This is a genomic window from Stutzerimonas urumqiensis (genome assembly GCF_003640395.1).
GTDB lineage: Bacteria > Pseudomonadota > Gammaproteobacteria > Pseudomonadales > Pseudomonadaceae > Stutzerimonas > Stutzerimonas urumqiensis.
Window position 1 is genome coordinate 1 of record NZ_RBZQ01000002.1, and the last position, 12,836, is coordinate 12,836.

At 67.2% G+C, this 12,836-nt stretch carries 11 protein-coding genes and 1 CRISPR repeat array; of the genes, 9 read left to right on the top strand and 2 right to left on the bottom strand.

Going from position 1 to position 12,836, the window contains the following annotated elements; translation table 11 throughout:
- The first annotated feature begins 142 nt into the window (after positions 1-142).
- A CRISPR array of direct repeats spans positions 143-903; the repeat unit is 29 nt; unit sequence CGGTTCATCCCCGCGCCTGCGGGGAACAC.
- A gap of 68 nt (positions 904-971) precedes the next feature.
- Both D7325_RS03490 and D7325_RS03495 read right to left on the bottom strand, forming a co-directional pair.
- Positions 972-2,621 carry an acyl-CoA dehydrogenase family protein gene (locus D7325_RS03490; RefSeq protein ID WP_120994145.1) on the bottom strand — a complete coding sequence of 550 codons (1,650 nt, stop codon included), beginning with the start codon at positions 2,619-2,621 and terminating at the stop codon, positions 972-974.
- Between the two features lie 89 nt (positions 2,622-2,710).
- On the bottom strand, positions 2,711-4,726 hold the full coding sequence (locus D7325_RS03495; protein WP_281273486.1) for a sensor histidine kinase: 2,016 nt from the start codon (positions 4,724-4,726) through the stop codon (positions 2,711-2,713).
- Between the two features lie 91 nt (positions 4,727-4,817).
- Between D7325_RS03495 and D7325_RS03500 the strand changes: the two genes are divergently transcribed.
- From D7325_RS03500 to D7325_RS03540, 9 genes are all read left to right on the top strand, one after another.
- Positions 4,818-5,612 (top strand): hydroxymethylpyrimidine/phosphomethylpyrimidine kinase, encoded by a 795-nt coding sequence (locus D7325_RS03500; RefSeq protein WP_120994621.1) that lies wholly within the window; start codon positions 4,818-4,820, stop codon positions 5,610-5,612.
- A 12-nt stretch (positions 5,613-5,624) separates the two neighbouring features.
- Positions 5,625-6,260 (top strand): thiamine phosphate synthase, encoded by a 636-nt coding sequence (gene thiE / locus D7325_RS03505; protein ID WP_120994147.1) that lies wholly within the window; start codon positions 5,625-5,627, stop codon positions 6,258-6,260.
- Between the two features lie 49 nt (positions 6,261-6,309).
- A complete protein-coding gene (hemL, locus tag D7325_RS03510; RefSeq protein ID WP_120994149.1) occupies positions 6,310-7,593 on the top strand; it encodes a glutamate-1-semialdehyde 2,1-aminomutase in 1,284 nt (427 codons plus the stop codon).
- The gene (locus D7325_RS03515) at positions 7,590-8,219 is read left to right on the top strand and encodes a hypothetical protein (RefSeq protein ID WP_120994151.1); all 630 of its coding nucleotides are present in this window, start codon (positions 7,590-7,592) and stop codon (positions 8,217-8,219) included. Before hemL ends, D7325_RS03515 begins: the two co-directional genes overlap by 4 nt.
- A 98-nt stretch (positions 8,220-8,317) precedes the next feature.
- Complete coding sequence (locus D7325_RS03520; protein WP_120994153.1) at positions 8,318-8,863, top strand: tetratricopeptide repeat protein; 546 nt, start codon at positions 8,318-8,320, stop codon at positions 8,861-8,863.
- 106 nt (positions 8,864-8,969) lie between these two features.
- Positions 8,970-10,298 carry a tRNA (N6-isopentenyl adenosine(37)-C2)-methylthiotransferase MiaB gene (gene miaB / locus D7325_RS03525; protein ID WP_120994155.1) on the top strand — a complete coding sequence of 443 codons (1,329 nt, stop codon included), beginning with the start codon at positions 8,970-8,972 and terminating at the stop codon, positions 10,296-10,298.
- Between the two features lie 122 nt (positions 10,299-10,420).
- A complete protein-coding gene (locus D7325_RS03530) occupies positions 10,421-11,425 on the top strand; it encodes a PhoH family protein (RefSeq protein WP_120994157.1) in 1,005 nt (334 codons plus the stop codon).
- A complete protein-coding gene (gene ybeY, locus D7325_RS03535) occupies positions 11,418-11,870 on the top strand; it encodes an rRNA maturation RNase YbeY (RefSeq protein WP_120994159.1) in 453 nt (150 codons plus the stop codon). Before D7325_RS03530 ends, ybeY begins: the two co-directional genes overlap by 8 nt.
- Positions 11,871-11,913: 43 nt before the next feature.
- Positions 11,914-12,768, top strand: coding sequence for a CorC family transporter (locus D7325_RS03540; RefSeq protein ID WP_120994161.1), 855 nt, complete (start codon positions 11,914-11,916; stop codon positions 12,766-12,768).
- The last annotated feature ends 68 nt before the right edge of the window (positions 12,769-12,836 follow it).

Below are 12,836 nucleotides of genomic sequence, written 5' to 3' on the forward strand. Positions count from 1 at the left end.
ACCGAGTAACCCTGATCCAGCACCAGGCTGGCTGCTTCGAGTTTGAAATCTGTACTGAATGATCTTCTGGTCATGTAAACACCGTATGGCTGGGCGAAGCTTAGCGCCCTATCGGGGTGTCCAGAATCATTGAGCCACAACAAGGTTCATCCCCGCGCCTGCGGGGAACACGTGAAGAAGGGATAGTCGAAGTCGTCGGCGCGCGGTTCATCCCCGCGCCTGCGGGGAACACTCGGCTAAGCGGCGGAATGACGGGTTCATCACCGGTTCATCCCCGCGCCTGCGGGGAACACGTACTGCGGGTTGCTGTCGTGTACCTCGGCGCCGGTTCATCCCCGCGCCTGCGGGGAACACGGAGCTACTACAGCGGCCCGGTTGAAGGGGGCCGGTTCATCCCCGCGCCTGCGGGGAACACGCCAGGCTCGCTGTCGATCAGCAGTGCGTCGTCGGTTCATCCCCGCGCCTGCGGGGAACACCCGCCAGACCATCGGCTACAACATGCAGGAGTCGGTTCATCCCCGCGCCTGCGGGGAACACGCGTATCGGTGGCCGTAGGTAAACAGCATGGTCGGTTCATCCCCGCGCCTGCGGGGAACACTTCACGAATGACTGCAGGTCCTGCATGGCCAGCGGTTCATCCCCGCGCCTGCGGGGAACACGCAACTGCCAGCAGGAGTGGGCCGTTCCTGCTCGGTTCATCCCCGCGCCTGCGGGGAACACTGAGCCAGCTCGGCAAGCATCTGTTTGAACGCAGGTTCATCCCCGCGCCTGCGGGGAACACGATTTAGCCTCGCACGGTTCTTCTGGTGGTGACGGTTCATCCCCGCGCCTGCGGGGAACACGCAATCCTCACCAGCGACGGAAGATTCGGACTCGGTTCATCCCCGCGCCTGCGGGGAACACACCAATCGTAACGGCTTGATCGACAAGGACTAAAGCCGCTACCCCAAACCCTACCGAGCCCCCGCCCTTCAGGCGGGCAGCGAGCGTTCCAGGATTGCCGTCACCTCGAGCGCTCGCGGCAAGGTTCCGTACGTCCGCGCTTGTCCGTTCAGTCGACTGGCGATGAAGGCGTCGCTCACGGCCGCGTTGCCGGCTTCGAGCAGGAGCTTGGCCTGGAGGGCCAGGGCGATGTCTTCGGTGAGTTGCCGGGCGCGGTACTGGATGTCGGAGGTGTCGGCGAAGGCGGCCTTGAGGCGGGTGATGTGCCCGGCCAGGCGAGCCTCGCCCTGGCCATCGCCCAGTTCGGCAAACAGGACCTCGAGTGCGCCCGCTTCCTTGGACAGGGCGCGCAGGACATCCAGGCACTGAACGTTGCCCGAGCCTTCCCAGATGGAGTTGACCGGCGCCTCCCGGTACAACCGCGGCAGGATGGTCTCTTCGACGTAGCCGGCGCCGCCGAGGCATTCCTGCGCTTCGTTGACCATTGCCGGGGCCCGTTTGCAGATCCAGTACTTGCCGACCGCGGTGACCAGCCGGGCGAAGATCGCTTCGTGCTCGCTGGCCGCTTCGTCCAGCGCATGACCCATGCGCAAGGTCAGCGCCAGGGCGGCTTCGCTTTCCAGCGCCAGGTCGGCCAGGACGTTCCGCATCAGCGGCTGGTCGATCAGTGCGCGCCCGCCCACCTGCCGGTGCTGGCAATGATGCAGCGCCTGGGTCAGCGCCTGTCGCATCAGCGAACTGGAGCCGATCATGCAGTCGAAGCGCGTCATCGAGACCATCGAGAGAATGGTCGGCACGCCGCGCCCTTCTTCGCCGACCATCCAGGCCAGCGCGCCGCGGTATTCGACCTCGCTCGAGGCGTTGGCCCAGTTGCCGAGCTTGTTCTTCAGTCGCTGGATATAAAACGCGTTGCGCTCGCCGTCCGGCCGATGGCGCGGCAGCAGGAAGCACGACAGCCCCTTTTCGGTGTAGGCGAGCGTCAGGAAGGCGTCGCACATCGGGGCCGAGCAAAACCACTTGTGCCCGACCAGTTCATAGGCCTGACCAGGGCCGGGCTGGCCAACCGGATGGGCCTGGGTGGTGTTGGCGCGCACATCGGTACCGCCCTGTTTCTCGGTCATGGCCATGCCGATGGTGACGCCGGTCTTCTGCGCCAGCGGCAGGTTGCGCGGGTCGTAGGCGCCGTGCAGCAGCTTGGGCAGCCAGACGTCGGCGATTTCCGGTTGCTGGCGCAGGGCCGGCACGCTGGCGAAGGTCATGGTCAGCGGACAGCTGGTACCGGCTTCGGCCTGGTTGTGCAGGTACATCAGGCCGGCGCGGGCGACATGGGCCCCGGCGCGCGGTTCGGTCCAGGGGAGCGACGGGATGCCGTGCTCGACGGCCGTGGCCATCAACTGGTGGTACGCCGGATGGAAGTCGACCTGGTCGATGCGATGACCGTAGCGGTCATGGGTACGCAGGACCGGCTTGTGCTCATTGGCGAGGAAGCCGGCCTCCATCAGCGGGCCGCCGGCCAGCGCGCCGTAGGCCTCGAGGCGCAAGGTGGCCCAGTCGCCTCGATAACGGCGGATCCACGCTTGCAGCGGCCGGTCGACGAGGTACAAGTTGGTGCCTTCCAGCGGTGGCGCCTGGTTGAACACCGCGTGGGTTTCGGCGAGCGGGACGTGACGGGTGGCCATGACGGATCTCCTGCAATCGATTGCCGCAGATAACCATGGCGCCGATCCCGAAAAAAGCGGGGGATCGGCCAAACCCGCACCCGATGCCGTCAGCCGTTGGTGGTCTCGAACTCGCCCGGCACCCGTTCCGCGGCCAGCGCGACCGGCACGGTCAGGGTGAAGCAGCTGCCGCGACCGGAGCGGGCACGGTGGCTGATGTCGCCGCCTTGCAGGCGCGCCAGTTGCCGGGCGAGCGATAGACCGATGCCCAGCCCGCCGTGGCGCCGCGACATCGAGGCATCGGCCTGGCGGAAGGGGTCGTACAGGGCCTCGTTCATGGCGAGCCCGGTGCCGCTGTCGATCACGTCGAATTGCAAGCCAAGATCGGTGCCGGGCAGTCGGGCCTGGGCGACCCGTAGCGACACCTCGCCGCTGTCGGTGAAGCGGATGGCGTTGTCCAGCAGGTGGGTGAGCGCCTGGTTCAACTTGTCGGCATCGCCGCACAGGCCGTCGGGGATCGAGCCGTCGATCCGCAACTCCAGCCGCAGCCCCTTTTCACGCGCGGCCTCGCCATGCGCGACACGCAGCCGGTCGAGCAGCGCCCGCAACGAGAAGGGCACCGGCTCGAATGTCATGCGGCCGGCCCGCAGCTCGGTCAGCGCCAGCAGGTTGTCGACCATGCGCAGCATGCGGCGCGCCGAGCCATCGGCGAGCGCCAGGTATTCGGCCCGTTCGGCGGGCGGCGAGTCCGGGCCGAGCAGTTCGAGCCCGCCGAGCACGCCGTTCATGGGCGTGCGCAGCTCGTGGCTCAGCGTCGACAGGAATTCGTCCTTGAGCCGATTGGCCTGCACCAGCTCGGCGTTGAGCGCGGCCAGCTCGTCACTCGAGGCCCGCAAGAGCTGCTCGCGCTCGTGGCGCATGTGCTTGATGCGATCGGCCAGCGCCAGCGACAGCAGGCCGACCTCCAGCGCCGAGCCGATCTGGCTGGCGTACATGGTGAAGAAGGTGTTCGGCAGGAAGCCCAGCACCATCAGCGTATTGATGAAGCCACCCAGCAGGAACGCCGACCACGCGATGATGAAACAGCGGGCAGCCCGCATGCCGCGCGACCAGGCGACCCATCCCACCACCGGCATGACAAGCGTGAACAGCAGCGCCAGACCGGTCGCCAGGCGCAGCGCCAGCCCATAGCTGGTGGTCAGCGCCAGCACCGAGGTCGCCGCACCGAGGACCATCAGCCCTTTCACCAGCCAATCCCAGCGCCGGCCCAACTGGGGGGTTTCCAGGAAAAGCCGGGCGAACTGCCCGCCGAACAGGATTGCCGCACCAATCAGGAAGGGCGTCGCCGCGTTCGCCCACCAGGGGTTGTCGGGCCACAGGTAGCGCACGCCCGCGCCGTTGACCGAAACCTGGTACAGCCCGAACGAGGCGATATAGCCGACGTAATAGAGGTAGCTGCGCAAGCGCAGGGCGAGGTACAGCAGCAGGTTGTAGACCAGCATGACCAGCAGCACGCCGTAGATCATGCCCAGCGCGTAGATGCGTGCCGGCTGGTCCTCGATGTAGGCCTGCGGCGACCAGAGCGTGAGCGGCGCCTGGATCGACCCCTGGCTCTGCAACCGCAGGTACAGGCGAACGGGCCGGCCTGGCGACAATTCCAGCGGAAACAGGTAATTACCCTGACGCACCAGCCGAGACGCCAGCGGCAGGGTGTCGCCGGTCTGGGCGGCCAGGCGGTAGCCGCCGTCGGCAGCGGGCCGGTAGAGCTCGACCTCGTCCAGCGGGGGATAGGCCAGTTCGAGCAGCCAGGTGCGGGGTTGCCCGGCGACGCTCGCCGCGGGCCGGTAATCCAGCTCCAGGCGCAGCCAGAAGGCCGACCGCGTATAGCCTGCGTTGAACACCGCCTCGCCAGCAGGACGGAACTGCTCGTCGCGGCGCAGCACCTCGACGACGTCGGCCGTACCGGCGGCATCTTCCAGCACGCTCAGCTCAGCGCCGAGCGGCAGCCGCTCCAGCCGTCCGTCGAAGGTCAACGCCAGCGCCTGGAGCGGCAGTGCCAGCACCAGACAGATCATCACTTGCCGCCACATGCGCACCTGCCATCGCCAGAGGCGGCGATTCGCCATCAAATTCGGTGCGCGACTGTAGCAGCGGCGACGTGAAAGCGCAGCCGGCCAGGACGGCCTTCGCAGACGAATGGTGATAAGCTCGCGCGCCATGAAAACGCCCAATTCCCGCCCCGTAGTGCTTTGCCTGTCCGGCCACGACCCGAGTGGTGGCGCCGGTCTGCAGGCCGATATCGAGGCCCTGCTCGCGCAGGGCTGCCACGCCGCCCCGACGGTCACCGCGCTGACGGTGCAGGACACCGTCGACGTCGCCGATTTCCGCGTCCTCGACCGCGCCTGGGTCCTGGCCCAGGCCCGTGCGATCATGGCCGACCTGCCGATCGCCGCGGTCAAGCTCGGCATGCTCGGCTCGACCGAGATGGTCGAGACGGTGCTGGAGCTTCTCCAGTCGCTGCCGGGCGTGCCGCTGGTCTGCGACCCGGTGCTGCGCGCCGGCGGCGGTGGCTCGCTCGGCCCGGACGACGTCGGCTATGCCTTGCGCGAGCGGCTGTTCCCGCTGTCCACGATCGCCACGCCGAACCTGCCCGAGGCGCGCATCCTCGCCGACCTGCCCAACGGCACCGCCGATGAGTGCGCCGAGCGGCTTCTGCCACACATCGAGCACCTGCTGATCACGGGCGGCCATGGTGACGAGCAGGAGGTGCACAACCGCCTCTATTCCCGCGATGGCCGTCGCGAAGACTTCCTCTGCCAGCGCCTGCCGGGCAGCTACCACGGCTCCGGTTGCACGCTGGCCAGCGCACTGTCCGGCCGTCTCGCGCTGGGCGAAGGGCTGGCCAGCGCGGTCCGTTCGGCACTCGACTACACCTGGCGCACGCTGCGCGACGCCGAGGCACCGGGCCGCGGCCAGTACATTCCGCGGCGTTTGCCGCTGGATCTGGACTGAGCCGAGGCCCGCATGAGCGCACCCTTACGTGGCCTCTACGCCATCACCGACAGCCACCTGCTCGCCGATGGCCGCCTGTTGCCCTATGCCGAAGCCGCGCTGCGCGGCGGTGCCCGCCTGTTGCAATACCGCGACAAGTCGACGGACACCATGCGCCGCCTGCATGAAGCCCAGGCACTGCGCGACCTCTGCCAGCGCCACGGCGCCGACCTGATCATCAACGATGACCTGGCCCTCGCCGAACGGCTGGGCGTCGGGCTGCACCTTGGCCAGGAGGATGGCTCGCTCGTCGAGGCCCGCGCGCGACTCGGTCGGGAGGCGATCATCGGAGCGACCTGCCATGCCCGCCTGGATCTGGCCGAGCAGGCGATCGAACAGGGCGCGAGCTATATCGCCTTTGGTCGCTTCTTCAACTCGCAGACCAAGCCCGGCGCCCCCGCCGCTACGCCAGCGCTGCTCGACGAAGCGCAGCGCCGCTTCGCTCTGCCGATCGTCGTGATTGGCGGCGTGACGCTGGATAACGCGCCCAACCTGATCGCCCGCGGCGCCAGCCTCGTGGCGGTGATCGCCGGGCTGTTCGCGGTCGACACCGCCGACCAGGTCGAACACCGCGCCCGGGCCTTCAGCGCCCTGTTCCCGACTTCCTGACCCTTCATCCGGCTGCCACGGCAGCCATCGCACGCTTCCGGAGGCCCGCATGTCCCGCTCAGAAGAACTTTTCGCCAAAGCCCAGGCGCACATTCCAGGCGGCGTGAACTCGCCAGTCCGGGCGTTTCGCAGCGTCGGCGGCACCCCGCTGTTCTTCAAGCACGCCGAAGGCGCCTACGTCTACGACGAGGACGACAAGCGCTACGTCGACTACGTCGGCTCCTGGGGCCCGATGATCCTCGGCCACAGCCATCCCGAGGTGCTCGACGCGGTGCGCCAGCGGCTCGACCACGGCCTGTCCTACGGGGCGCCGACCGCGATGGAAACCGAGATGGCGGAACTCGTCTGCTCGCTGGTTCCGTCCATGGACATGGTGCGCATGGTCAGCTCCGGCACCGAGGCGACGATGAGCGCCATCCGCCTGGCCCGCGGCTTCACCCGGCGCGACGCGATCATCAAGTTCGAAGGCTGCTACCACGGCCATTCCGACAGCCTGCTGGTGAAGGCCGGCTCCGGCGCCCTGACCCAGGGCGTGCCGAGCTCGGCGGGCGTTCCGGCGGATTTCGCCAAGCACACCCTGACCCTGACCTACAACGACCTGGCCGAGGTCGAGGCGACGCTCAGGGAAAAGGGCGATCAGGTCGCCTGCATCATCGTCGAACCGGTAGCAGGCAACATGAACTGCGTGCCGCCGGCGCCCGGCTTCCTGGAAGGTCTGCGCCGGCTGTGCGACGAGCATGGCGTGGTGCTGATCTTCGACGAGGTGATGACGGGCTTTCGCGTCGCCCTCGGCGGTGCGCAGGCGCACTATGGCGTCACACCCGACCTGACCACCTTCGGCAAGATCATTGGCGGCGGCATGCCGGTCGGCTGCTTCGGCGGCAAGCGCGCCATCATGGAGCAGATTGCGCCGCTGGGGCCGGTCTATCAGGCCGGCACGCTGTCGGGCAATCCGCTGGCGATGGCCGCCGGTCTCGCCACGCTGCGCCTGATCCAGCGACCCGGTTTCCATGCGCAGCTCACCGATTACACCGGCCGCATGCTCGCCGGGCTCCAGCAGCGTGCCGATGCCGCCGGCATCCCGTTCACCACGACCCAGGTGGGCGGCATGTTCGGTCTGTATTTCACCGACGCCAGGCAAATCGCCCGCTTCGACGACGTCATGGCCAGCGACGTCGAGCGCTTCAAGCGGTTCTTCCACCTGATGCTCGAGGGCGGCGTCTACCTGGCGCCGAGCGCGTTCGAAGCCGGCTTCACCTCGATCGCCCACGGCGACGCGGAGCTGCAACAGACCCTCGACGCGGCCGAGCGCGCCTTCGCCCGTCTGGCATGACCGCGCCGGAGGCGGTACAGGCAGCGGTCCTGCTGATCGGTGCGCTGCTGGCGCTGGGCCGGGTGGCGCGCAACTGGCGTGCGGCGGGCGAGCAGGAGCAGCCCGCGCTGTTCTGTGCGCTGATCGGCTTCGCACTGGCCGCCGCGTTCGCCGCGGTCAGCGGTGTTGCATCGCTCGCCTCCGCAGACCTGGACGCCGCCGAGGGCTGGCTCGCGCGTGCGACCTACCAGCTCGGCATCCCGCTGGCGACCTTGGCGGTCCTGGCGTTCGCCCGCGATTGGCGCTGGAGCCGGCCGACCTGGGGGCGCCTGGTGCTCGGGCTCTGCGTGCTATTCGAAGTCGCTCGCCAACTCGGCCTGGGCCCGGCCTATGCGCTGGCGGTCCCGCTGGTCAGCGCCGCGCTCGTGCTCTATGCCGCCTGGGTGCGACCCGATGCGCGGGCGGCGCGGCTTTCAGGCGTGGTCGCCGGCATTCTGCTGCTGATTAGCGTGCCACTTCCGGGCAATCCGCTGGCGAGTGCGAGCGTCCTGCTGCTCGGGCTGGCCTGCCTGCCACTCGCCTTGCAGCTGACCCGGCTGGAGCCGTCCGGCGGCGCAGACGAAAAAAGCGCCGGCCAAGGCCTGTAAAGCCTTTGTAAGGACGTGACGGCTTATCCATAATGTGACGGCCGGCGCGTTCCAGCGCGCCCCCATCCAACGCCCAGAAGCCCGAGGCGCTCCGATCCATGATCCGCACCGGTCGCAACCTTTCACTGGGTTGCCTGTTGCTGCTATTGCCCCTGCTGGCCACGGCGGGCGGCAACTCCCTGCTGATCCCGGCGACCGCACGCTGTGCGCTCAACACCATTGCCGACGAACTGCCGGCGGCGCTGCGCGCTTGCCAGCAGGCGGCGGTCGAGGGCGACCTGCAAGCGGCCTATGAGCTGGGCGAGTTCTATTACGACGGGCAGCGTGCGCCGCGTGACCTGGCCAAGGCGCTGGAGTGGTTCGAGCAGGCCTCCCTGCACGGCCATGCGCTGGCGCAGCATCGACTGGGCGTCATGTTCTTTCGCGGCGAAGGCGTGCCGGCGAACAACGTGCAGGCCTACATCGTGCTGAAGATGGCCGCCGTCAACGGCGCCGAGGAAGCCCTGGACACCGCCGACCGCGTCTCGGCCCAGATGCGTCGCGACGAGCTGGAGATCGCCACGCAGGTGCTCGGGCAGATCTTTCGCGATTTCATGCTCGACCTGCAGACCGCCGGCGAAGACTCGCCCTTCGGCCCTCGCTGACCCAGCCACGACCGCTTGCGACCTTTGGCCCTGCCAGCCGACTTTTATCGGCGGGTGGCTGCGCCTATAATCGCCGGTCATTTTTTGAACAGACCCGGTCCAGCCCATGACCCGCAAGCTTTTCATCGAAACCCACGGCTGCCAGATGAACGAGTACGACAGCTCGCGCATGGTCGACCTGCTGGGTGAACACCAGGCCCTGGAACTCACCGAGAATCCGGCCGAAGCCGACGTCATCCTGCTCAATACCTGCTCGATTCGCGAAAAAGCGCAGGAAAAGGTGTTCTCCAAGCTGGGCCGTTGGCGCGAGCTGAAGCTGGACAAGCCCGATCTGGTCATCGGGGTCGGCGGTTGCGTGGCGAGCCAGGAAGGCGCCGCCATCCGGGATCGCGCACCTTACGTCGACGTGGTGTTCGGCCCACAGACACTGCACCGCCTCCCGGAAATGATCGACGCCGCGCGCAGCACCGGCGCGCCGCAGGTCGACATTTCCTTTCCCGAGATCGAGAAGTTCGATCGCCTGCCCGAACCGCGGGTCGACGGCCCCACCGCCTTCGTCTCGGTCATGGAAGGTTGCAGCAAGTACTGCACCTTCTGCGTGGTGCCCTATACCCGCGGCGAAGAAGTCAGCCGTCCGTTCGACGACATCATCGCCGAAGTGCTGCACCTGGCCGAGAACGGCGTCCGCGAGGTCACCCTGCTCGGGCAGAACGTCAACGGCTACCGCGGCGCGATGCCCGATGGCAGCGTGGCGGATCTGGCGGACCTGATCCGCGTGGTGGCGGAGATCGACGGCATCGACCGCATCCGCTACACCACCTCGCATCCGCTGGAATTCTCCGACGCGCTGATCCGCGCCCACGCCGAGGTGCCGGAACTGGTCAAATACCTGCATCTCCCCGTCCAGCATGGCTCTGATCGCATCCTGGCCGCCATGAAGCGCAACCACACGGCGCTCGAGTACAAGTCGCGTATCCGCAAGCTCAAGGCCGCCGTGCCGGACATCCTGATCAGCTCCGATTTCATCGTCGGCTTCCCCGGCGAGACGGAGAAGGACTTCGAGCAGACCATGAAGCTGATCGAAGACGTCGACTTCGACTTTTCCTACTCCTTCGTCTACAGCGCGCGCCCCGGCACGCCGGCCGCCGATCTGGCCGACGACACGCCCGAGGCGGTGAAGAAGGAACGCCTGGCCCGCCTGCAGCACCGCATCAGCCAGCAGGGCTTCGAGCACAGCCGGCGGATGGTCGGAACCACTCAGCGCATCCTGGTCACCGATTACTCGAAGAAGGATCCGGGCATGCTGCAAGGGCGCACCGAGCACAACAGAATCGTCAACTTCCGCAGCGATAATCCGCGCCTCATCGGCCAGTTCGTCGACGTGCACATCGACCAGGCGCTGCCCCATTCGCTGCGCGGCTCGCTGCTCAGCTGAGCCGCCGCGCCGACGCAACTCGCGCCGGTCCGCGTGGTCGACCGTTCAGGACGCCGGCTTTCCCCACGGGGTGGCCGGCGCTATCCTCCACTCACTTCAGCCTCATGGGCCCGATAACGACCTTGAACGCCGCCACAGAACCGCATCGCTTCACCCTCGAACCCTTCGAAGCACGTCGCTTCGCCAACCTCAGCGGCCAGTTCGACGAACATCTGCGACTGATCGAACAACGCCTGGCCATCGAAATCCGCAACCGTGGCAACCAGTTCGAACTCATCGGCCCACCGGACGTCACCCAGTCCGCCGAGAACCTGCTGCGTCGCCTCTACCGTGAAACCAAGAGCACCGAGCTATCGCCGGACATGGTCCACCTGTTCCTCCAGGAATCGGGCATGGAAGAGCTGGCCAACCCCACGGCAGAAAAGGGCGTCACGCTGCGCACGCGCAAGGGCAACATCCGTCCGCGCGGGGCCAACCAGCAGCGCTACGTGAAGTCGATCCTGGATAACGACATCAACTTCGGCATCGGCCCGGCCGGCACCGGCAAGACCTACCTGGCCGTGGCCTGCGCCGTCGACGCGCTGGAGCGCGAGCAGGTGCGCCGCATCCTGCTGGTGCGGCCGGCGGTCGAGGCCGGCGAGAAGCTCGGCTTCCTGCCCGGCGACCTCGCGCAGAAGATCGACCCCTACCTGCGCCCGCTCTACGACGCGCTCTACGAGATGCTCGGCTTCGAGCATGTGGCCCGCCTGATCGAGAAGCAGGTGATCGAGATCGCCCCGCTGGCCTACATGCGCGGCCGCACGCTGAACAACAGCTTCATCATCCTCGACGAAAGCCAGAACACCACGCTCGAGCAGATGAAGATGTTCCTCACCCGGATCGGCTTCGGCTCGACTGCCGTGATCACCGGCGACATCACCCAGGTCGACCTGCCACGCGGCACCAAGTCGGGGCTGGCACACGTGATAAAGGTGCTGGAGAACGTCAACGGCATCAGCTTCACGCATTTCCAGGCCAAGGACGTGGTGCGCCACCCGCTGGTCCAGCGAATCGTCGAAGCCTACGACGCCTTCGAAAGCGCCCAGGACGATGACAACCAACGGCGGCAGGACAGCGGCCGTGCTTGAACTCGACCTGCAGCGCGCGACCGACGCCGCTGCGCCCGATGATTCGGCCTTCCGCCGCTGGTGCGAACTGGCGCTGCGCCAGCGCAGTGCCGACTCCGAACTGACCATCCGCCTGGTCGACGAGCCCGAGGGCCGCGAACTCAACCGCACCTGGCGCGGCAAGGATTACGCCACCAACGTGCTGTCCTTCCCGGCCGAGGTGCCCGACGGCATCCTCGATATCCCGCTGCTCGGCGACCTGGTCATCTGCGTGCCGGTCATGCAGCGCGAGGCGGCCGAGCAGGGCAAGTCGATCGAGGCGCACTGGGCGCACCTGGTCATCCACGGCTGCCTGCACCTGCTCGGCTACGACCACCTCGAAGACGCCGAGGCCGAGGAAATGGAAACACTGGAACGCCACTTGCTGGCTGAACTGGGTCACCCCGACCCCTACGCCGACGAATGAGAACGGCCGCACGGCCGATTGCAGGGAACCTGAGTCGAACGACATGAGCGAAGACCGATCGAGCAACGGGCAAAGAACCTGGCTGGAACGCATCACCCAGGCCTTTGCCCATGAGCCGAAGAGCCGCGAGCAACTGCTGGAACTGCTGCGCGAAGCACACGACAACAAGCTGCTGGACAACGAGGCGCTGGCGATCATCGAGGGCGCCATCCAGGTCGCCGATCTGCAGGTGCGCGACATCATGGTGCCGCGCTCGCAGGTCATCAGCATCCGCGCCAACCTCACGCCGCGCGAGTTCCTGCCGGCGATCATCGACGCCGCGCACTCGCGCTACCCGGTCGTCGGCGAGAGCCTGGACGACGTCATCGGCGTGCTGCTGGCCAAGGACCTGCTGCCCCTGGCCCTGAAGGAAAATCACGACGGCTTCAACATCCGCGACCTGCTGCGACCGGCGACCTTCGTGCCGGAGTCCAAGCGGCTGAACGTGCTGCTGCGCGAATTCCGCGCCAACCACAACCACATGGCCGTGGTCATCGACGAATACGGCGGCGTGGCGGGCCTGGTGACCATCGAGGACGTGCTCGAACAGATCGTCGGCGACATCGAGGACGAGCATGACGTCGAGGAAGACAGCTACATCCGGCCCTTGCCCAGCGGCGACTTCCTGATCAAGGCGCTGACGCCGATCGAGTATTTCAACGATCACTTCGAAGCCGAGTTTTCCGATGACGAATACGACACCGTCGCCGGGCTGGTGATGAGCCGCTTCGGCCATCTGCCCAAGCGCAACGAGATCACAGAGATCGACGGCTACCGCTTCCGCGTGCTGAGCGCTGACAGCCGTCGCCTGCACCTGCTGCGCATGACCCGGCTCGAGCGGCGCCATCAGGAAGACTGACCGGCCTCTGGCCGCCAGTCTTCGGCGCGACGGCGCGCCTTGCGGGCGGCAGCGTTCGCAACCGCATT